The sequence below is a fragment of the Constantimarinum furrinae genome (assembly GCF_014295415.1).
GTDB lineage: Bacteria > Bacteroidota > Bacteroidia > Flavobacteriales > Flavobacteriaceae > Constantimarinum > Constantimarinum furrinae.
In genome coordinates this window covers 2,123,361-2,146,601 of the sequence record NZ_CP052909.1, presented here as the reverse complement: position 1 = coordinate 2,146,601, position 23,241 = coordinate 2,123,361, and the positions used below count along the sequence as shown (strand labels likewise).

Here is a 23,241-nt window from a genome sequence, read left to right as displayed (position 1 = left end):
TTGTATGACCAACATAGTTCGTCAGTAATACTATTTGCATGAAAAAACTGGTACTTCTTCTTTTTCTTTTGTCCGTATATACAGCGATCGGGCAGGAAGTTCAGGAAACCTATCAACGAGCAAAGATCTCCTATTCAAATTCCGAAGAGCTAATCCGACTCGGAAACCTTGATATACCCATTGAACACGGAACTCATAAAAGTGGGCATTATATCATTTCAGATTTTTCGATTTCTGAATTGGATCGTGCCAGAGCCGCAGGTTTTACCGTAACCGTGCTCATTGAGGATGCAAAAGCATTCTTTCTTCAACAAAACAGAGATCCGAATCCGCCACAACTCAATCCAATGTGTAGTAGCGGTGGTAATGAATATATGACTCCCGCTAATTTTCATCTCGGATCTATGGGCGGTTATCTCACCTACCAGGAATTACTGGATGAGTTGGATGAAATGCGCGCCCTCTACCCTAACCTCATTAGCGCAAAACAGAACATCGGTTCCTTTCTAACTGAAGGAACACCCGATAATTCGGTGTCACCATCAATTGGCGGCAATGGCATAAAATGGGTCAAGATAAGTGATAATCCCGGAAGTAGTACCGAAGGCGAGCCTAAGATCCTTTACACTGCACTTCATCACGCAAGAGAACCGGCCGGTTTATCACAATTGGTCTTTTTCATGTGGTATTTACTCGAAAATTATGACAGCGACCCCGAAATTGCTGGAATTTTAGATAACACCGAGCTTTATTTTGTTCCCGTGGTGAATCCCGATGGTTACTTGTACAATGAAAAAACCGATCCCAACGGAGGCGGTTTCTGGAGGAAGAACCGTAAAAACACCTACGGAACGGATCTTAATCGAAATTACGATTATTACATCAATGGAAATCCCGCCAATAATGTTTGGGGCGGACTGGGAGCTTCAGGGAATACCGGCAGTAGTACCTACCACGGTCCTGCACCTTTTTCAGAAGTAGAAACCCAAGCCATAAAGTGGTTTGTAGAGCAAAATGATTTCGTAATGGCCTTTAACAATCATACTTCGGGCGATCTGCTGCTTTTCCCATACGGCTATGAAGAAAATGTACCAACCCCCGAAAATGCCTTATACGAAGGGATCTCTGCCGAATTAGTCTCACATAACGGATTTCAGAATATGATCTCCTCTCAATTGTACCCGGCTGCGGGAGACAGTGACGATTTTATGTACGGCACAGTGAATACCCATGATAAGATCTATGCGTTTACTCCGGAGATCGGTCCTCAATTCTGGCCTCCGTCCAATGAAATTGAAAGTATTTGTAAAGGGATGATGTATCTAAATGTTACGGCTGCAAAAATGGTGAATAATTTTGCGAAGGTAACCGATACTTCTCCTTTGTTCATAGGTGATTCGGGGACCATAAATGCAGGGTTCACAATTCAAAGACTTGGAGTGTCCGGAACAGGAAATTTTACCGTAAGCTTACATCCACTTAGTTCGAATATTAATGCGGTGGGTAATGCAGTAAACTTTTCCGCATTGGAAGCCTTGGACTCAGAAAACGGAATGATACAATATTCTCTGGAAGCAGGTACCGCAGCCGGGGATGATATACTGTATGAACTGGTTATCAATAATGGCAGTTATAATTCGGTGGTCTCGGTGCATAAAAAATTCGGAAATCTGTTAGCTGTTTTCCAAGATGCCGGGAATAGTGTAACACAAAATTTCGTTAATAACGGCTGGGGAACCACTAGCAACACTTTTGTTTCTCCCTCCTCCTCCATTACCGATTCTCCTGGTGCAAACTACCCCAATAATACCAATGAAACCATTACGCTAAGCAACCCCATAGACTTAAGCAATGCCATGGGAGCACAGCTTAGTTTTTATGCAAAATGGGAGATCGAAAATAATTTCGACTATGTTCAGCTAGAGATATCTACCAACAATGGTGGGAACTGGCAGGCACAATGTGGAAAATACACTAACCCCGGAGTTTCCAATTCGTCACAACCTGCCGGAGAACCTTTGTACGACGGTGTACAAAGTGATTGGATACTGGAAGAGATCGATCTTAGTGACTATCTGGGAGAAACTATTCTAATCCGGTTCCAACTGCGTTCCGATGGTTCTCAACGGGAAGATGGCTTTTATTTTGACGACTTAACGGTGAGTGTCGTAGAAGAAACGATTTTGAGTAATTTAGATATTTCAGAAAATAATTTTATCATCCATCCCAATCCCGTTCAAAATATTTTGAATATCACCACCTCATTAACAAATTACAAGGCTGAAATATTCACCCTTCAGGGGCAGCGTATTTTTACTTCGGAACAACGTTCCGGATCATCAACCCTTAATTACAGTAGTTATATTTCGGGATTGTATTTGTTGAAGCTTACTTCGGAAGATGATACACAAACATTTAAAATACTGAAAAAGTAAAAGTTACTTGAAACTTCATTTTACAAATCCTGTCTTAAGAAGAGATAGGATTTTTCTTTATGGCTCGAACCCATTAAAACCTGAAAAAATTTCCTATTTTGCAATTCTGAAAACTTCATACTCATGGACAACGTAAAAAGACTCTTCGACTTCCCGTATTACCAACTCGAAAAATATCCGCAGGAGGATGCGCTGGTAAGTAAAGTTAACGGACAATGGATAAAAACCTCGACTCAGGAATATATTGACAAAGCGAATGCAATTAGTCGCGGACTCATACGCCTTGGTGTACAACCCAATGATAAAGTTGCGATTATTTCTATGACCAATCGTACCGAATGGAACATCTGTGACATTGGGATCTTGCAAACCGGAGCACAGGACGTTCCTATTTATCCAACAATAAGCGAAGACGATTATGAGTATGTTTTAAATCATAGTGAAAGTAAATATTGTTTTGTGTCTTGTGATGAAGTCTTTCAGAAAATATCGAATATTAAAGCGAATGTTCCGTCCCTCATCGAGGTGTATTGTTTTGAAGATGTTGCCAACTGTAAAAATTGGAACGAAGTACTGGATTTAGGAAAGGACGAGAGCAATCAAGATGAAGTAGATAAACGCAAAGAAGCGGTTGATGAAGATGACCTCGCTACTTTAATTTATACTTCCGGAACTACCGGTAAGCCTAAAGGAGTGATGCTTAGTCATAAAAATATTTCAAGTAATGCTATTGCCAGTGCAAAACGCCTGCCTATTGAGATGGGAAAAACAAAATCTCTCAGTTTTTTACCTGTTTGTCATATCTACGAGAGAATGCTTTTATACATGTATCAATATTGTGGCGTAAGTATTCATTTTGCCGAAAGCCTGGAGACCATTAGCGATAATTTAAAGGAGATTAAGCCTGAAGTGATGACGGCAGTTCCACGTTTACTCGAGAAAGTTTACGACAAGATATACGCAAAAGGAGCAGACTTAACCGGTGTTAAGAAGAAATTATTCTTCTGGGCCATCGAACTTGGGCTCGATTATGAACCCTATGGACAAAACGGTTGGTGGTATGAAACCAAGCTGAAACTGGCAAGAAAGCTAATTTTTAGCAAGTGGCAGGAAGCATTGGGCGGTAACCTTCAGGCAATTGCATCGGGGAGTGCTGCACTACAACCCAGATTGGCCCGAGTATTCAACGCCGCAGATATCCCGGTAATGGAAGGTTACGGCCTCACTGAAACTTCTCCGGTTGTTTCGGTTAACGATATGAGAAATCGGGGTTTCAAAATTGGTACGGTTGGAAAGCCGATTGAAAATACGGAAGTTAAAATTGCGGAAGATGGTGAGATTCTGGTAAAAGGTCCTCAGGTGATGCAAGGTTATTATAAAGAGCCCGAAAAAACAGCCGAAGTATTAAAGAACGGGTATTTTCACACGGGAGATATTGGGGAAATAGACAGTGAAGGCTTTTTAAAGATCACTGATCGGAAAAAAGAGATGTTTAAAACCAGTGGAGGTAAATATATAGCGCCACAACTCTTGGAAAATTCGATGAAGCAATCCCGTTTTATTGAACAGATCATGGTGGTAGGTGAAGGAGAAAAAATGCCGGCGGCACTTATTCAGCCGGCCTGGGAATTTATTTCAGATTGGAACAAAAAGAAAAACAAGGGGCTCTCAAATGACCCTAAAGAACTAGTTAATAATGACATCTTAAGGGCTCGTATTCAGAAAGAAATAGATACCTATAATGAACGCTTCGGCAAATGGGAAAAGATCAAAAAATTTGAACTTACCCCGGATGTTTGGAGCATTGACGCCGGACACCTTACTCCTACTATGAAAATGAAGCGAAAAGTGATCAAAGAAAAATACATGGATCTGTATAACAAGATCTACGACCACCAATCCTAAATGTAAACTACTTTTAAATTTAAGCGCCTTTTTTACTTAAGGCGCTTTTTTTATGCAAACTTTTTTACTTATTTACTATGCATGCATAGTAAATTTTAGTATCTTTGGTTACCAAATTTCAAAAACCCTGAATTTTGAAAGAAAAAACCATCGACTATATTTTACGTGCTACCTGGATGAGTGTAATGAAAATGTATAATGAAGAGGCAGGAAAAAAAGGGAGTACTATGGCAACGGGCTTTGCCTTAATTAGTATTGATCCTGAAGAAGGTACGCCTTCAACGGCTTTGGGGCCCAAAATGGGTATGGAGGCAACCAGCCTGTCTCGGACCTTGAAAAGCATGGAGGAAAAAGGACTCATTGAACGAAAACCAAATCCAACAGACGGACGTGGCGTCTTGATCCATTTAACGCCCTTTGGAAAAGAAATGCGGGAATTTTCAAAAAATGTGGTGCTTCAGTTCGATGAAGCGGTACAGGAATCTATTCCTAAAGAGGATCTGCAAACTTTTAAAAATGTTGCGAATACCATCCTCGAATTGATACATTCAAAAAAAATATACGACACCGAAAAAATAGCATAACAATGTCAAAGAGAAGAATTGAAAAAGTAGCCGTTATAGGTTCAGGTATTATGGGAAGTGGGATCGCATGTCATTTCGCCAATATTGGTGTGGAAGTGTTATTGCTGGATATCGTTCCACGAGAGCTTACCGAATCTGAAAAAGCAAAAGGACTCACACTGGAAGACAAGGCGGTACGAAACCGATTAGTAAACGCTGCCCTTCAATCTGCAATAAAAAGTAAGCCTGCTCCGCTCTATCATAAGGATTTTGCAACAAGGATTACCACCGGAAATCTTGAAGACGATATTTCGAAGGTAAAAGAGGCCGACTGGATCATTGAAGTGGTGGTAGAACGCCTGGATATTAAACAAAAGGTATTTGAAAACCTTGAAAAACATCGCACTCCCGGAACGCTCATCACTTCAAATACTTCGGGCATTCCCATTAAATTTATGAGTGAAGGACGAACTGAAGATTTTCAGAAACATTTCTGTGGGACTCATTTTTTTAACCCTCCCAGATATCTGAAACTCTTTGAGATTATCCCGGGACCAAAAACGTCTCAGGAAGTTCTTGACTTCTTAAACGGTTATGGAGAAAAGTTCCTAGGAAAAACCTCAGTAGTCGCTAAAGACACCCCGGCATTTATAGGAAACAGGATCGGGATATTCGGAATTCAAAGCCTTTTTCACTTGGTGAAGGATATGGGGCTAACCATTGAAGAAGTTGACAAATTAACCGGCCCTGTGATTGGTCGCCCTAAATCGGCAACCTTTCGAACCGTAGACGTTGTGGGACTTGATACGCTGGTACACGTGGCAAACGGAATCTATGAAAATGTGCCGGACGATGAAGAGCACGAGGTATTCGAACTTCCAGATTTTATCAATAATATGATGGATAACCAATGGTTAGGAAGTAAAAGCGGCCAAGGGTTCTATAAAAAAGTAAAAAATGATGACGGCAGTAGTGAGATCTTAGGTCTGGATCTCGATTCACTAGAATACCGTAAAGGAAAGAAAGCCTCCTTCCCTACACTAGAGCAAACAAAATCGGTGGACAAGGTCATCGATCGATTTAAGATCCTTATAGGAGGGAAAGACAAGGCTTCCGAATTCTACCGTAAAAATTTCGGTGGGATGTTCGCCTATGTTTCTAAACGTATCCCCGAAATTACCGATGAACTCTATAAGATCGATGACGCCATGAAAGCCGGGTTCGGCTGGGAAAACGGTCCGTTTGAGATCTGGGATGCTGTTGGAGTTGAAGAAGGAATAAAACTCATTGAGGAACTAGGTAAAGAACCCGCAGCCTGGGTAACGGAAATGAAGGAAGCCGGAATTGAATCCTTCTATACCGTAAAGGACGGAGCTACCTATTTCTATGACATTCCGAAGAAGGAATACGTAAAAATACCCGGACAAGATGCTTTTATTATCCTGGACAACATACGTGAATCTGCCGAAGTCTTTAAGAACAGTGGTGTAGTGGTTGAAGATCTTGGCGACGGGATACTCAACGTGGAATTCCAGAGTAAAATGAACAGTATAGGTGGTGACGTACTTGCAGGTCTCAATAAGGCTATTGACATTGCCGAAAAGGACTTCGATGGATTGGTTGTGGGTAACCAAGGAGCTAATTTCTCTGTAGGGGCCAATATAGGTATGATCTTTATGATGGCGGTAGAACAGGAATATGACGAATTAAATGCCGCCGTTAAATATTTTCAGGATAGTTGTATGCGATTGCGGTACTCCTCTATTCCAACGGTTGTTGCACCTCACGGAATGACTCTGGGTGGTGGATGTGAAATGACATTACATGCAGACAGGGTAGTTGCAGCCGCCGAAAGCTATATTGGTTTGGTGGAATTTGGCGTAGGTGTCATCCCTGGAGGTGGCGGAAGCAAAGAAATGGCGCTGAGAGCGAGTGATACCTTTCAGAAGAACGACGTAGAATTAAACCGACTTCAGGAGCATTTCTTAACTATTGGGATGGCAAAAGTATCCACTTCGGCTTATGAAGCCTATGACACAGGCATACTTCAGAAAGGAAAAGATATTGTGATCATAAACAGGGATCGACAAATAGCAGCAGCAAAAGCTGTAGCCCGTCAGATGGCTGACAACGGCTATACCAAACCTGTAAAGCGAAACGATGTAAAAGTTCTGGGAAAACAGGCTCTGGGGATGTTCCTTGTAGGAACCGATTCTATGGAAGCGGGACACTACATTAGTGAACACGATAAAAAGATCGCCAACAAACTAGCCTATGTAATGGCGGGAGGCGACTTGTCTGAACCATCACTGGTAAGCGAACAATATTTACTCGACCTGGAACGTGAAGCCTTTTTAAGTCTTACCGGAGAACGAAAAACACTGGAACGATTACAGCATATGATTCAGAAAGGAAAACCACTTCGCAACTAGTTGTGAAATGCACTTAGATCCTTCTGCTTGATAAAGCTACTGAAATTAAAAGAATACAATTTGATTTCTAAAAGTTATGACAGCGTTCAATACTAAAATCTAAAATCTCAATACTAGTTAAATGAAAACAGCATATATAGTAAAAGCCTACAGAACCGCCGTTGGGAAAGCGCCAAGAGGTGTGTTCAGATTTAAGCGCCCCGACGAACTGGCTGCGGAAACCATTCAGTATTTAATGAATGAGTTACCTCAGCTGGAAAAAACACGGATAGATGATGTGATGGTAGGGAACGCGATGCCGGAGGCCGAACAAGGATTAAATATGGCGCGATTGATCTCTCTCATGGGATTAAAGATAGAAGATGTGCCGGGTGTTACCGTAAACCGTTATTGTGCTTCGGGAGTGGAAACCATCGCTATGGCAACAGCTAAGATCCAAAGTGGAATGGCTAATTGTATCATAGCCGGAGGTGCGGAGAGCATGAGCTATATTCCAATGGGAGGATATAAACCTACACCCGATTATGATGTGGTTAAAAACGGAAATGAAGATTACTATTGGGGCATGGGACTTACTGCGGAAGCTGTTGCAGAACAGTTTAAAGTGTCACGAGAAGATCAAGACGAGTTTGCCTACAATTCTCATATGAAAGCGCTAAAAGCACAGGCCGAAGACCGGTTTCAGGATCAGATTGTCCCCATAGAGATCGAACACACTTTCGTTAATGAGTCAGGGAAAAAAGAGACCAAGAACTATACGGTGACCAAGGATGAAGGACCTAGAAAAGGGACGAATCTTGAGGCTTTGGCAAAACTACGCCCTGTATTCGCCGATGGCGGCAGTGTTACAGCAGGAAATTCTTCTCAAATGAGTGACGGCGCGGCATTTGTAATGATCATGAGTGAAGAAATGGTTAAGGAGCTAAATCTGGAACCTGTGGCACGAATGGTAAATTTTGCTGCGGCAGGTGTAGAACCTCGCATCATGGGAATTGGACCGGTGAAAGCCATTCCGAAGGCATTAAAACAAGCGGGCTTGAAGCAAGAAGATATTGAACTTATTGAACTTAATGAAGCCTTTGCTTCTCAATCCCTGGCTGTAATTCGCGAACTAAACCTCAATAATGAAATTGTAAATGTGAATGGTGGAGCTATCGCTTTGGGACATCCTTTGGGATGTACAGGCGCAAAACTTTCGGTACAATTGTTCGATGAGATGCGAAAGCGGAATATGAAAGGAAAATATGGAATGGTTACCATGTGTGTAGGCACAGGACAGGGTGCCGCAGGTATTTACGAGTTTTTAAATTAGAAAAAATTTCAACTATGGATGCAGAAATAGAAAATAAAGACTTATTGCGCGGAGGTCAGTTCCTTGTAAAGGAAACTGCCTGCGAAGATATATTCACTCCCGAAGACTTTACGGAAGAACAAAAAATGATGCGTGATTCTGTTAAGGAATTTGTGGACAGAGAGATCTGGCCTCACAAAGAACGATTCGAAAAAAAGGACTATGCCCTTACCGAAGAGATCATGCGAAAGGCAGGCGATCTTGGTTTACTGGGTATTGCCGTACCGGAAGCTTACGGCGGACTGGGAATGGGCTTTATCACCACCATGCTGGTTTGTGACTATATTAGCGGGGCTACAGGATCCATAGCCACAGCTTTTGGCGCACATACCGGGATAGGAACCATGCCTATTACGCTTTACGGTACCGAAGAACAACGTCAAAAATATGTGCCAAAACTGGCCACGGGAGAATGGTTTGGAGCCTATTGCCTTACCGAACCGGGAGCGGGAAGTGATGCCAACAGTGGTAAAACCAAAGCAGTCTTAAGCGAAGATGGTACGCACTACAAAATTAGCGGTCAAAAAATGTGGATCTCCAATGCCGGATTCTGTGACATATTTATCGTTTTTGCCAGAATTGAGGACGACAAGAATATTACCGGATTTATTGTTGAAAATGACCCTTCTAACGGTATTACCTTAGGTGAAGAAGAACAGAAACTCGGAATTCACTCCTCTTCTACCCGTCAGGTATTCTTTAACGACACAGTGGTTCCTGTAGATAATATGCTGTCTGAACGTGGTAACGGGTTTAAGATCGCAATGAATGCGTTAAACGTGGGTAGGATCAAATTGGCGGCAGCCAGTCTGGACGCACAACGCCGTGTAATTACCGAAGCCGTTAAATATGCTAACGAGCGTATCCAGTTTAACACACCCATCGCGAAATTTGGAGCGATTAAATCGAAAATAGCCGAAATGGCAACAGCAGCCTATGTAGGCGAAAGTGCTACCTATCGTGCCGGAAAGAATATTGAAGATAGAATCTCCATAAGAGAAAGTGAAGGAAACACCCATCAGGAAGCAGAACTTAAAGGAGTGGAAGAATACGCAATTGAATGCTCTATTCTAAAAGTTGCTGTTTCTGAAGATATTCAGAACTGCTCCGATGAGGGAATTCAGATCTTTGGAGGAATGGGCTTTAGTGCCGATACGCCTATGGAAGCTGCATGGAGAGATGCTCGAATTGCACGAATCTATGAAGGAACCAACGAAATAAACCGTATGCTTGCCGTTGGGATGCTGGTAAAAAAGGCTATGAAAGGTCATGTGGATCTCCTGGGTCCTGCACAGGCAGTAGCTTCAGAATTAACCGGAATCCCTTCATTCGATACTCCCGATTATTCAGAATTGCTTTCAGAAGAAAAAGAAATGATCGCAAAACTGAAAAAAGTATTCTTAATGGTCGCCGGAAGCGCAGTTCAGAAATACGGGCCAGAATTGGAAGAACATCAACAGTTGTTATTGGCTTCAGCAGATATTCTTATTGAGATCTATATGGCTGAAAGTGCGGTATTGCGTGCAGAGAAAAATGCCAAACGTTTTGGTGAAGAAGCCCAGAAAGAACAGATCGCAATGGCCAGGTTAAATCTCTACCATGCAGTAGATATAATTCATTCACGTGCTAAGGAAGGTATCGTTTCTTTTGCTGAAGGTGATGAGCAGCGAATGATGTTAATGGGTCTGAAACGATTCACAAAGTATCAAAATCAGCCAAATGTGGTTGCTCTTCGCAACATCATCGCTGAAAAAGTAACGGCTGCAAATTCGTATCCGTTTTAAAGTATTCAGTTTTTTATAAATTGAATTTTGGTTAGTTAGTTAGTTAAGAGTCGCCTCCTTGTGGGGCGACTTTTTTTTTATGGATGGCATAAACTTTGTATCTTTCAGAGAAATAAAATAGCTATGAAAATATACTTGTCTGTGCTCTCTATGTTGGTGTCTTTTACAGGTGTTTCCCAACCTTCGACCGAAGTTTATCTTTTCGATATAAGTTCCTCGGCCGAAGGAATTTCACTTATGAATATGCGTAACATTTCAAGTGATCCGGGGTATGACAATCAGCCCTCCTTTGCCTCCAACGATCGTATACTTTTTGCAGCAAACAATCACGGACAAACTGATATTGCTGATTTTAACATATCTCTCAATAAAAAAGGTTGGTTTCACAAGGGTTCGGCTTCGAGTCAGTATTCACCCCAGAAGTTACCATCCTCTCAAACGGTGTTATCGGTACATTTAGATTCAACCGGTTATCAACGATTATATACCCATTCCCCCGGAAATGCAACGTTTGAGGAAACCATTCCGAACCTCCGAGTAGCCTATTTTGCTATGTTTAACGATCATCTTATGCTTGCTACAGTACTTGCAGATGATGGGATGGATCTTATAATGTCGAATTTAAACACAAAAAAGACCGATACGTTATTGAGAGGAGTCGGGAGGTCCGTTCATAAAGTACCGAATACGCCTTCTATGAGTTATACGGTCGTGAACGAAGAAGGTAATCTGGATATCTATTTGTTAGATGTGGAAGACAACGCCACCAGCTATTTCATTTGTCAATTACCTATCGGAATTCAGGATTATGCATGGCTCAACGATCACCAGATGATCTTGGCAAGCGATACAAAACTTTATCGCTACGACACCTTAGACCGACCCGAATGGACTGAAGTTGCTTCACTGGATAAAATGGGTTTTAAAGATATATCCCGTATAGCGGTAAGTCCCGACGGAAAAAAAATAGCCCTCGTCGCACTTCCGGATTCGGAATAGTATTTTAAACTTTATATGACTAAAGCTAATTTCTTTCTTTTCTGAATTTCCCCGGGGTAATACCCTTAAATTTCACAAAAGCCTTATTGAAGGTCACGTTATTGTTAAATCCCGACTCAAATGCGACAGCAAGTATCTTTAATTCGTCTTTGGTGGGATCGCATAATATTGAACATGCATGATCAACCCTGATCTTGTTGACAAAACCTGAAAACGAAGTTGAAAAATCTTCAGAAAGTACCTGTGATACATATTGCGGTCTTTCATCCAAAGTTTCAGAAAGTTGGTTAAGGTTGAGTTTACTATTGAGAAAAAGCCCCGTATTACTTTGAGCATTATGTAGCTTACTTCGTATTCTTGCCCTGTCTTCAGAATTTAAGGTGCTACTGAAATATTTCTGATGTAGCTGTTGAAGTAGATTCGGATAAGCATACAATACGAATCCGGCTATTAATACAATAGAAGATGCCAGGAAAAAATACAGGGCAAATTGTCGGTAACTGTCTGCAAACATTGTTAAATACTGCTGAAGAACGGCAGTCAACAGGTAAATGATAGCAATAATACTCAAGTAGATCCCCTGTTTGTTATTACGATATATTTTATCTCGCACAATTACGAATACCATGAGCAGGCCATAGAAGCTAACATGACTAGTTCGAATATAATTTAACGGCATAAAGTGATCCATAAAATTGTCTCTGGCGAATTGTATTCTTTCGGCTCCTCCGTGTTTAAAAAGTGGTAGCATGAAGATGATCACAAAGAGCAAAAAAGGAATGGCATGAAGTAAATGTATGTATTTAAATTGAAGTTCAGGATTCTTCACATACCTAAAATGCAACCACAAGGAGGGTCCAAATAGAAGACAAACAGGATAGATTATTAAAAAATACTTTGGGTATACATGAACAATTTCACTTGTGGTATATAGGAAATCGAGTTGTTCCAGAGTGAACAAAATTATAAAGATCGCCAGCGTTATATTTGCCGGACTTCTTGTTTTAAAGAAGAGTCCGCCCGCGGTAAAGACCCCGAGAAAGCAATAAAAAAATATGAAATAGCGAAGTATATCCACTTCTCAAAAGTACTTGGTCTTACATAAAATTCCTTTAAAAATAATTATTCTTAGTTCGTTAGCTCACAAAAGAACTGAAATTCCTTCACCATCTCCATACCTTTAAAATAAAAAATGAAAATTCTTCAATTGGTAATCGTTCTATTGTTTTTGAGCAATTCATGCTCTAAGAATGATAATGAAATGGTACAGCAGGGAATTGACAATGAACCTGTACAAGGGATCACTGTTGGTTGTCCCAACACTACATATCCATTCTGGCAGATCTCACCCTATGTATTACCTTATCCTGTTGGTAAAACCTATATGACCAATTTAAGTCATTGTAGCGGTTCTTTTCATGCCGAAGGGCAGCCAGATGAATATGCTATCGACTTTGCTATGGATATAGGAACCATTATTACTGCGTCCAGACCGGGGACGGTGGTCCATGTGGTTGAGACAGGCGTTGACGGAGAGCATCCTAACAATCTTGTAGTTATTAAACACACTGACGATTCTTATGCCCAGTATATGCATCTTACACGCTACGGAGCAATGGTCGAAATAGGAGATTTTGTAGTTCAGGGTGATACCATTGGCAGAAGTGGCGCAACAGGTCTTGCAGGATATCCCCATTTGCATTTTGTAGTAACTGATGGTGGTTGGGAATACCCCTACTCCTCTATCCCTTATACGTTTAAGAATACCGAACCAAATCCATATAGTCTGAAAGCCAGACATAATTATACTGCAGAGCCGTATTAATTCTGATATAGCGCTAAAAAAAAACAATCTTTTGAGTATTTTAGTGCAAACTTCAAACTCATGAGATTTGTTTTTCTATTTTTCGTAGTTGGAATTTCCTTTCAGCTTCATTCCCAAACCAATCCTAAAATATACGATATCATCGATGAGGTTTCTTCGGAAAGGATCGAGACCGACATTAGGACGCTCGCCGGATTTGGCACTCGAAATACATTTAGCGATACGGTGAGTTCTACCCGAGGAATTGGGGCGGCAAGGCGATGGATCAAAGCCGAATTTGAAACCATTTCAAGTAACTGTAATAACTGTCTCAACGTGTTCTATCAAAAAGATCTGATTCCTGCAGAAGGCAACCGAAGGGTTCCTGTCGACACCTGGGTAGTGAATGTAGCTGCCGTGCAAAAAGGAACAAAATATCCCAATAAGTATATCATCATGAGTGGCGATATCGATTCCCGCAACAGTGATGGCAGTGATGCTGTTAAAGATGCCCCGGGTGCTAATGACAATGCCAGCGGAATGGCAGGTACCATTGAAGCGGCAAGAGTGCTGTCACAATATACCTTCGAAAGCAGCATAGTTTATTTAGGCCTTAGCGGAGAAGAGCAGGGTTTGTTCGGAGGAAAGGGCTTTGCTGAATTTACGAAAGCCCAGGGATGGGATATCATTGGGGTTTTAAACAACGACATGATAGGTAACATTCAAGGAGTAAATGGAGTCATTAGCAATGTCGATTTCCGAATTTTTTCGGAACCGGTCCCACCCGCTGAAACCGAGCGTGAACGTCAAGCCCGACGGTTTTACGGTGGCGAAGTGGATGGTATATCGAGACAGCTCGCACGTTATGTTCATAAGATCACGCGCACCTATATGCCCGAAATGAACCCTATGCTTATCTATCGTCTGGATCGGTTTGGGCGTGGCGGTCACCACCGGCCCTTTAACGATCTGGGGTATGCCGGAATACGCATCATGGAGGCGCACGAGAATTACACGCAGCAACATCAGGATCTTCGTACTGAAAACGGAATAGAATACGGGGACAAAGTGAAATTTGTCAATTTCGATTATGCAGCGAAACTTACGGCTGTAAACGCGATCGCTATGGCCAGTTTGGCCTGGGCACCTCCGGCTCCAGAAAATGTGGCAATTGGAGGAATCGTTGAGCCATCTGCCAAATTAAAATGGGACAAAGTGGAAGGCGCAACAGGCTATATCATTTACTGGAGAGACACTACCTCTCCTACGTGGGACCATAGTAGGTTTGTAGGAGACGTTGACGAATATACATTAAAAGGCATTGTTATTGATAATTACTTTTTTGGAGTGGCTTCAGTTGATGCCGAAGGACACGAGAGCATTGTGGTCTTCCCAAGTAGTACCTTCAGATAATAACCCATATGAATAAAATACTTTTTCTTTTTTTGAGCTTTACCGTATTTAACGTATCAGCGCAGTCTTTTACCAAAGCTGACACGTTACGAGGCAGTATCACCCCCGAACGTGCCTGGTGGGACCTTCAGCATTACGATCTTTCCGTAGTTGTTGATATAGAGACCAGAACTATTGTAGGCACGAATACAATTACCTATAGGGTTACTAAACCTCACCAACTCATGCAGATCGATCTGCAAGCTCCTATGTCGTTGGACAAGGTAATTCAGGATGATACCGAAATAACCTTTATCAGTGAAGGGAATGCACATTTTATTCAGTTAAAAAAAGAGCAGCTCACCGGCAATACAAATACTATTACGCTTAGCTTTTCCGGAAAACCGAGAGAGGCGCGAAATGCGCCTTGGGATGGCGGATTTTCATGGAAAACCGATAAAAACGGAAATCCCTTTGTGGCCACTTCAAATCAGGGGATCGGTTCCAGCGTATGGTGGCCTAACAAAGACCATCCTGCCGATGAACCCGATGCCGGGATGGATCTTAAAATAACAGCACCTAAAGAACTTAAAGCTGTAGGAAACGGTCGATTGATTGAAAGCAGAGAAAATAAGGATAGTAAGCTCTGGCACTGGAAGGTAGTTTCACCCATTAATAACTACGGGATAAACATTAATATTGGGGATTATGTACACTTCAGTGAAACGTATAACGAACTTAAGGGCGAACTGGATCTCGATTATTGGGTGTTATCTTACAACCTTACCAAAGCAACAGAGCAGTTTAAGCAGGTCCCCATGATGATGGAAGCCTTTGAATACTGGTTTGGCCCCTATCCTTTTTATGAAGATAGCTTTAAGTTGGTTGAAGTGCCTTATCTGGGTATGGAGCACCAAAGTAGCGTTACCTACGGAAATAATTATACGAACGGTTATCTGGGTCGGGATCTTTCCAATACCGGATGGGGACTCAAATTCGATTTTATCATTATACACGAAGCCGGTCATGAATGGTTCGCGAATAACATTACCAATAAGGATGTTGCCGACATGTGGATTCATGAAGGATTCACAGCCTATTCAGAAAACCTGTATCTCGATTATCACTTCGGAAAGGAGGCCGCTTCCGCCTATGTGATCGGTACACGTACTATGATACAGAATAACACACCCATTATCGGGCAGTACGGGGTTGATAATTCGGGAGGAATAGATATTTACTACAAAGGCGCAAATATCTTGCATACGCTTCGACAGCTGCTGGAGGATGACCAAAAGTGGAAAGCAATCTTAACAGGACTCAATACCGAATTCAGGCATCAAACTGTTACGAGCAAACAAGTTGAAGATTATATTAGTGCGGCATCCGGAATTGATCTTACCGAATTCTGGCAGCAATACCTACATACCACCATGATCCCAAAGGTAGAATATAAGATTGAAGGGAATAAGCTTCAGTTTCGGTATACCGATATCATAGACAAATTTGATATGCCCGTTATTGCCATTGTAAATGGTAACGAAGAATGGATCTTTCCAACTTCCGAATGGAAATCGAAAGAATTTAAAGACCGTATTGAAACTTTCAGTATAAAAGACGATTTCTATGTAAAGAATGAAAAGCGTTATTAAACATGGAAAAACCTGAATTGTACTTTCCAAGGGCAATAGAATGGCGTGAGTGGCTCGATCTTAATCACTTAAAATATCCCCAGGGGGTTCAGCTTATATTTTATAAACTGGAATTAAATGTTCCTACCATGCGCTGGGAAGAAGCAGTGAAAGTGGCTTTATGTTATGGCTGGATCGACAGCACGGTACGTAGTCTTGGCAATGGAAAGCGAAAGCAATATTTCTGTCCAAGGAATCCGAAAAGCAGTTGGAGTGCCTTAAATAAAAACTATATAGAGGAGCTTGAACAACAAGGACTAATTCATGCGAGCGGCCAACAAGTTATTGAACATGCCAAGAAATCGGGCAGCTGGAGTGAGATGGATGATGTAGAGAATTTGGTGGTACCTGAAGATCTTCAGCATGCATTTGATCAAAATCCGAAGGCGTTTTTGAATTATGAAAGTTTTGCTCCCGGATACCGCAAGTCGTATCTAAGCTGGCTTCACCAGGCTAAAAGAAGCACCACAAGGAAAAAAAGAATTGAAGCCATTATTCATTTCTGTCTTAACAATATAAAATCCAGGATTTAAAGCTTTAAATTATTCCTGTATGTTGTGAATGTGAAATAGCCTCCCTGCTGTGACTGTAGTAGCATATCGCTACTTTCAATTCTTCCATGTTCCGAAGGGTTTCGGTCACCTTTTTTTTTGGTTTCGATCTGGTTTGACGTATATAAACAGCTTTAATATTTTCAGGAAAGATCTTGCAGATTCGTTCGTAAATAAATGGGTCTCTTTGGGAATCGTCCCCTAACAAAACATAAGTAAGCTGCGGGTAAAAGGAAATAATGTCTTTTATCTTTTCAAACTTATGATCATGGCTCCCTCTTCCGGTAAAGAGAAAATCCATGATTCCGGTTTTAATTTTCTTTAATTTAATGACTGCTTTTGGCAATTGATGTATGCGGGAGAATTCGACTATAAATTCGTATAAGTTCCACTCGCTGCTACTTACATAAAAAAATGAGTTGGCGCCACCGGTATCCTTATGGCCCGAAAGGCTTAAGAGTCTGTAATGCTGCACTACATCATCGAATATTTTCCGTTTATTGATATTTTTTGAAAGTAGGACATACAGCTTCTTAAAAAAATTGCTGCTATGGGAGATCAAAAAAGTGTCGTCTATGTCTGAGATGATACCAAAGTTACTGTTAAATGGCTTCAATACTTCGTCCTTTTGAACAATACCCATCTCTCCCGTATTGCAGGAAACCAAATACTCATGCCAGCCACTTTCTAACGGGACATCAAACGGGATCGTAAATCTAAAATATCCGTCCTTCAGTGTCTTAGTAGTTACCTTTTTACCTTTAAACTCAAGTGTGATTTCCACATTCGGCATAGGTCGAATATTAAACATATGGAAAATAGAAAACATATGTTTGATACCTCGGCGATCTATGCGATACTTATCTGGAGCCCATGATTTGAAAACATGACCAAACACTACCAACTCTTCGTCATTCAGGTATCCCCGGTAAAGCTTTAGGTCAAGTTTCATATTATGATTTTAATAACGATTCGGTGTTTACAAATTACTTAATTTTAAGAAAAAAAAGAATAATGACCTCAACATTAAAAGTTCTACTTGTGATAAATCCGATATCGGGGGGCATTAATAAGGATCAAAAAATTTCGGCTTTAAAAAACAAATTTAAAGAATTTCAAATCAGTTTTACTGAATACCTGACAAGCGGTAACGATGATACGGAAAATATTCGAGCGCTTATAAATGAGCAAACTCCTAACAGGATACTTGTATTGGGAGGGGATGGTACGATTAAAATGGTGGCTGAAGCAGTGCATTCTGAAGAAATCGCTGTGGGAATTATTCCTGCAGGTTCTTCAAATGGCCTTGCCCATAGCCTTGGGATTCCCGACGATCTTGAAACCCAACTTGAAGTCGCACTGGGTGATCATATCATAGCGGTTGATAAGATTAAAATTAATGACGAAATCTGCTTACATATTGCAGATCTGGGAATAAATGCTGAATTAATTCGAAATTACGAAAACTCAAATGTCCGTGGAAAACTCGGCTATTTGATGCAATCCATTCCTACGATCTTTTCGTGTGACTATCCCTTCGAATTTACTATTGAACTTAATAATCAAACCATCAAGAAAACAGGGATACTTCTTGTTATAGCCAACGCCCGAAAATACGGAACAGGGGCCACCGTAAATCCGTCCGGAAAGATTAATGATCGCACTTTCGAGCTCCTGATCTATAAAAAACTTGATCTGGTAGAAATAATTAAAACACTCCGGGAGAAGGTAGAAATGAATCCGGAGTTTGTAGAGTGTTATCCGGCCAACAGCGCGTGTATTCGATGTGCGGAAAAAGTTCCCTTTCAGATTGATGGTGAGTTTATCGCAGAAGTTTCTGAACTTAAAGTTGAGCTTAGCAGTGAACAGTTAAAATTAGCGTGCCCATTTCAGTTTAAAAGCTAAACTTTTTTATAAACACAACCCCAGGCGCATTGCATTGCCCAAACTCTAAATGAAATCGTATATTTGGTTTCATCTAATACCTTCATATAATGCAAAAATCTATATTATTTATACTTTCCGTGTGCTTTACTCTTACCCTGCACGCGCAAAAGAAAAAAGACAAGACAGAAGAAAAAACAAAATGGGATGTCGCTTCTCCGGGTGAAGATTTTAACTTTAAAACACACAGTTTTACCACAGACGAAGGTACTTGGATGAATCTGGATGTAAGTCCGAATGGACAAACCATTGTTTTCGACATGTTGGGAGACATTTATACCATGCCTGTTACCGGTGGGAAGGCCAAAGCTATAAGAACCGGAATTCCCTTCGAGATACAACCTCGTTTTAGCCCCGACGGATCTAAAATCTCATTCACCAGCGATGCCGGTGGTGGTGATAATATTTGGACAATGAATGCGGATGGAAGCGATGCCAAACAAATTACCAAAGAGGACTTTCGTTTATTAAATAATGCTGTCTGGACCGCAGATGGAAACTTTCTTATCGCCAGAAAACACTTTACTTCCGGAAGAAGTTTGGGTGCCGGGGAAATGTGGCAATATCATATCACCGGTGGATCGGGCTTGCAACTTACTAAACGTAAGAATGATCAGCAAGATGTAAACGAACCCTATGTGTCTTCAGACGGAAAATATTTGTATTACAGCGAGGATATGTATCCGGGAGGATTCTTTCAATATAATAAGGATCCCAACGGGCAGATCTATGTGATAAAGCGTTACGAGTTTGAGACCGGCGAAACAGAAACAATAACCGGCGGACCTGGTGGAGCTGCCCGCCCTACAGTATCTCCCGATGGAAAAAAACTGGCATTTGTAAAGCGAATAAGGACTAAATCGGTATTGTTTATTCATGACCTTGAAACAGGTGAAGAATGGCCATTATACGATAAGCTGAACAAAGATCAGCAAGAGGCCTGGGCAATATTTGGGGTATATCCCAATTTCGATTGGATGCCGAATAATAATGAGATCGTATTCTGGAGCGGAGGAAAGATCAATAAGATCGATATCACTAACTTAAATGTCTCAAACATTCCATTTTCCGCAGATGTAAAAATAGACTTGGCGAAGACCGTACATACTACCACACCCATCGAAACCAACTCGTTTACTCCTAAAGTGATTCGACATGCGGTAACCTCTCCCGATGGAAAGCTCCTAGTCTTTAATGCATTGGGATATCTTTGGAAAAAGACATTACCCAACGGCACACCTACAAGATTAACTTCAGGCACCGATTTTGAGTTCGAACCGGCTTTCTCCCCGGACGGAAATAGTATTATTTACGTCACCTGGAACGATATTGAAAAAGGTGCCGTTTTTAAAGTTTCAACTTTAGGCGGAATGCCGGTAAGGCTTACATCAGAGAAAGGCATTTACCGAACACCTTCCTATGCTTCCAATGGACAACAGATCGTTTTCAGAAAAGAAAACGGCAATACCGATCAGGGTTTTACATATACTAAAGAACCCGGGATCTACACGATGGCTGCCAACGGGGGTACTGCAAAAAAAGTAACCGAAAAAGGTGAATACCCGGTTTTCAGTAAAAATAACGACCGGATATTTCTACAAACAGGAGGCACCTATTTTGGAAACACCACAAAAACACTTATTAGTGTAAATCTGGAAGGTAATGACGAAAAAGAACACATCACTTCAAAATATGCAAACCGTCTGGTACCTAGTCCCGATAATAAATGGATTGCTTTTACTAATCTTCATAAGGTATTTGTAGCGCCTATGGTAATGAACGGTCAACCTATAGATCTCGATGATAAAACCAAATCGGTACCTGTTTCTCAAATTGCTCAGGATGCAGGCATCAACATACATTGGTCTCCAAACAGTAACAAGGTGATGTGGACCCTCGGAGATGAATATTTTAGTAATCAGCTGAAGGATCGCTTTACATTTTTACCGGGTTCTTCAGAAAAAATACCGGAAATCACCACGGAAGGAATTAAGATAGGATTGACAGCAAAAGTTGACAATCCCTCCGGTAGAGTCGTTTTTACCAATGCGAGAATAATAACCATGGATGGTGATAAAGTGATTGAAAACGGAACCATTGTGATTAACGAGAATAAGATCGAAGCTGTAGGGGAAACCTCAAAAGTGGATTTTCCCGATAATGCAAAGGTCTACGATGCAAGAGGTAAAACTATTATGCCCGGATTGGTAGATTCGCATGCACATATCGGAGCATTCCGTTACGGACTAACGACCCAGCAAAACTGGCAGTTTATGGCAAATCTGGCTCATGGAGTGACCACTGCACATGATCCTTCGGCTAATACTGAAACTGTTTTTTCTCTTTCAGAGCTACAAAAGAACGGAACTCTGGTAGGACCACGCCTCTACTCTACCGGTTTTATATTATACGGGGCCGATGGAGATTTTAAGGCACTTATCAATAGTCTCGACGATGCCCGAAGCAGTATTAGACGTACAAAAGCCTTTGGAGCAAAAAGCGTAAAAAGTTATAACCAACCACGTCGTGAGCAAAGACAGCAGGTACTTCAGGCTGCTCGCGAAATGAATATCAACGTTGTTCCCGAAGGAGGTTCTACATTTTATCACAACATTACTATGGTGATCGACGGACATACCGGTGTAGAACACAATATTCCCGTTGCTCCGGTGTATAAAGACGTACTTGAGATATGGGGCAAGAGCGGTACAGGCTATACACCAACGCTCATAGTAAATTACGGCGGTCTGAACGGTGAATATTACTACTATCAACGCGATAAGGTATGGGAAAATGAAAAGCTGCTTACGTTTACTCCAAGACGCATTGTCGATTCCAGATCCCGGCATCGCACTATGGTTCCCATGGAAGAATACGACAACGGTCATATTTTAGTTTCTGAAACGGCCAAGATGCTCAGTGAGTCGGGCGTAAAAGTGAATATGGGCGCTCATGGTCAGTTACAGGGTCTGGGAGCACATTGGGAAACCTGGATGCTAGCTGCAGGAGGCATGACCAATATGGAAGCCCTAAAGACGGCAACGATAAACGGCGCCGAGTACATTGGAGCAGGAAATGATATTGGATCCCTGGAGGTAGGAAAACTCGCCGACCTTATAGTACTTTCTGAAAATCCTTTAGAAAACATTGAGAATACTAACACCGTAGAAATGGTGATGGTAAATGGTCGCCTATACGATGCTTCTACTATGAACGAGATCGGAAACCACGACCGGGAAAGGGCACCCTTTTGGTGGGAACTTGATAATTACAATCAGGCGTTCCCATGGCATCAGGAAACACAAGGGTTTATGGACGGGGGCTGTGGCTGCCATATTGGACACCAATAATGAAACTTGGTAGATACAGGCAGCTTTTTATGACAATTCTTTAACTGTCGAATAAATCTGACTAGGAAGTGTAAAAAGCACGGCTTGCCTCAAGTAATTAATGAGACCGTAAAATAGCCAAGAGGATCATTGTTCTACTTTACTTTTATAGATGCAGGATGAAGAATAAAAAAAAGAATCCTGTTCCCAAGTTCACATTGGGTAGTATACTGTTCAACAGTTGCTATCAACCGTGAAAATTTTCAGCCTTGAGTCAGCTACAAGTGATTGACAATATCGCAGAAGTATTTAAATAAAAAAGACCCCGAAATTCGGGGCCCTCTCTCAACTAACTTAACTTACTAAACTTAAACTTAGTTTTTAGGCATTAAGACTGTATCAATACCGTGGATAATTCCGTTGGAAGCGTCCATATCGGCATCGGCTACAGTAGCGATATTTCCTTTAGCATCCTTTACCATAACTTTATCTCCTTTTAATGAGAAGGTTAGGTTTTCTCCCTGAAGGGTTGTTACCGAATACTTATTCTTATTTTCGTTGATAGCTTTAACAAGTGCCGCAGCATTCCATTCGCCGGAAACTACGTGATACTTTAATAAATTCTGAAGTTTAGCCTCGTTTTCGGGCTTCATAAGTTCATCCATTTTTGCTTTAGGAACTTTGTTGAAAGCATCGTTGGTAGGAGCAAAAACTGTGTACTCACCTTTCTCCATGAAAGTTTGTGCAAGATTCGCAGTTTTTAAAGCCGATACTAAAGTAGAGTAATTTGGATTGGCCATTGCTTTACCGGCTATAGAATTTGCTTCCATATCCTTTCTCATCTTTTCAGCCTCTTCTTCCATTTTCATTTGTTCGGCTTTGGCTTCTTCCATTTTCATCTGCTCCATTTTGGCAGCTTCTTCTTCTTTCTTTTTGGTATCGTCACAGGCCGTAAACGCGAACATTATAACCGCTAATGACAAAATAATTGATTTAATTTTCATGATGTTGGTTTATTTTTAGATTTTGATGTAAATGTACCGTACAGGTTGTGAATATTG

The 23,241-nt window shown here is 41.3% G+C and carries 16 protein-coding genes; 13 read left to right on the top strand and 3 right to left on the bottom strand.

The window, feature by feature from the left end; all coding sequences use genetic code 11:
- Positions 1–38 precede the first annotated feature (38 nt).
- From ALE3EI_RS09790 to ALE3EI_RS09760, 7 genes are all read left to right on the top strand, one after another.
- A complete protein-coding gene (locus tag ALE3EI_RS09790) occupies positions 39–2,435 on the top strand; it encodes a M14 family metallopeptidase (protein ID WP_186988186.1) in 2,397 nt (798 codons plus the stop codon).
- A 123-nt stretch (positions 2,436–2,558) separates the two neighbouring features.
- Positions 2,559–4,340, top strand: coding sequence for an AMP-dependent synthetase/ligase (locus ALE3EI_RS09785; protein WP_186988184.1), 1,782 nt, complete (start codon positions 2,559–2,561; stop codon positions 4,338–4,340).
- Positions 4,341–4,474: 134 nt separating this feature from the next.
- Complete coding sequence (locus ALE3EI_RS09780; RefSeq protein WP_186988182.1) at positions 4,475–4,924, top strand: MarR family winged helix-turn-helix transcriptional regulator; 450 nt, start codon at positions 4,475–4,477, stop codon at positions 4,922–4,924.
- Positions 4,925–4,926: 2 nt separating this feature from the next.
- Entirely contained in the window at positions 4,927–7,335 is a 2,409-nt protein-coding gene (locus tag ALE3EI_RS09775; RefSeq protein WP_186988180.1) for a 3-hydroxyacyl-CoA dehydrogenase/enoyl-CoA hydratase family protein, read from the top strand.
- Between the two features lie 121 nt (positions 7,336–7,456).
- The gene (locus ALE3EI_RS09770; RefSeq protein ID WP_186988178.1) at positions 7,457–8,647 is read left to right on the top strand and encodes an acetyl-CoA C-acyltransferase; all 1,191 of its coding nucleotides are present in this window, start codon (positions 7,457–7,459) and stop codon (positions 8,645–8,647) included.
- A gap of 14 nt (positions 8,648–8,661) precedes the next feature.
- Positions 8,662–10,470 (top strand): acyl-CoA dehydrogenase family protein, encoded by a 1,809-nt coding sequence (locus ALE3EI_RS09765; RefSeq protein ID WP_186988176.1) that lies wholly within the window; start codon positions 8,662–8,664, stop codon positions 10,468–10,470.
- 123 nt (positions 10,471–10,593) lie between these two features.
- Positions 10,594–11,469, top strand: a complete 876-nt coding sequence (locus ALE3EI_RS09760; RefSeq protein WP_186988174.1) for a TolB-like translocation protein — start codon at positions 10,594–10,596, stop codon at positions 11,467–11,469.
- Positions 11,470–11,494: 25 nt separating this feature from the next.
- Here ALE3EI_RS09760 and ALE3EI_RS09755 read toward each other — a convergent pair whose 3' ends face one another.
- Positions 11,495–12,547, bottom strand: a complete 1,053-nt coding sequence (locus tag ALE3EI_RS09755) for a helix-turn-helix domain-containing protein (protein ID WP_186988172.1) — start codon at positions 12,545–12,547, stop codon at positions 11,495–11,497.
- A 114-nt stretch (positions 12,548–12,661) separates the two neighbouring features.
- Here ALE3EI_RS09755 and ALE3EI_RS09750 point away from each other — a divergent pair, with 114 nt between their 5' ends.
- Genes ALE3EI_RS09750 through ALE3EI_RS09735 form a run of 4 tightly spaced genes read left to right on the top strand, consistent with a single transcriptional unit; the run spans position 12,662 to position 16,889 of the window.
- Entirely contained in the window at positions 12,662–13,294 is a 633-nt protein-coding gene (locus tag ALE3EI_RS09750; RefSeq protein WP_186988170.1) for a M23 family metallopeptidase, read from the top strand.
- Positions 13,295–13,354: 60 nt separating this feature from the next.
- Positions 13,355–14,686, top strand: a complete 1,332-nt coding sequence (locus ALE3EI_RS09745) for a M28 family peptidase (protein WP_186988168.1) — start codon at positions 13,355–13,357, stop codon at positions 14,684–14,686.
- A gap of 8 nt (positions 14,687–14,694) precedes the next feature.
- Positions 14,695–16,317, top strand: coding sequence for a M1 family metallopeptidase (locus ALE3EI_RS09740; protein WP_186988166.1), 1,623 nt, complete (start codon positions 14,695–14,697; stop codon positions 16,315–16,317).
- Between the two features lie 2 nt (positions 16,318–16,319).
- Positions 16,320–16,889 carry a YdeI/OmpD-associated family protein gene (locus ALE3EI_RS09735; protein WP_186988164.1) on the top strand — a complete coding sequence of 190 codons (570 nt, stop codon included), beginning with the start codon at positions 16,320–16,322 and terminating at the stop codon, positions 16,887–16,889.
- A gap of 4 nt (positions 16,890–16,893) precedes the next feature.
- On the opposite strand, the gene ALE3EI_RS09730 is transcribed toward ALE3EI_RS09735, so the two are convergent.
- A complete protein-coding gene (locus tag ALE3EI_RS09730) occupies positions 16,894–17,859 on the bottom strand; it encodes an App1 family protein (protein WP_186988162.1) in 966 nt (321 codons plus the stop codon).
- Between the two features lie 62 nt (positions 17,860–17,921).
- On the opposite strand from ALE3EI_RS09730, the gene ALE3EI_RS09725 reads away from it, so the two are divergent.
- Entirely contained in the window at positions 17,922–18,812 is an 891-nt protein-coding gene (locus tag ALE3EI_RS09725) for a diacylglycerol/lipid kinase family protein (RefSeq protein WP_186988160.1), read from the top strand.
- Between the two features lie 89 nt (positions 18,813–18,901).
- A complete protein-coding gene (locus ALE3EI_RS09720) occupies positions 18,902–22,201 on the top strand; it encodes an amidohydrolase family protein (protein WP_186988158.1) in 3,300 nt (1,099 codons plus the stop codon).
- Positions 22,202–22,554: 353 nt separating this feature from the next.
- On the opposite strand, the gene ALE3EI_RS09715 is transcribed toward ALE3EI_RS09720, so the two are convergent.
- On the bottom strand, positions 22,555–23,184 hold the full coding sequence (locus tag ALE3EI_RS09715) for a fasciclin domain-containing protein (RefSeq protein ID WP_186988156.1): 630 nt from the start codon (positions 23,182–23,184) through the stop codon (positions 22,555–22,557).
- Positions 23,185–23,241 lie beyond the last annotated feature (57 nt).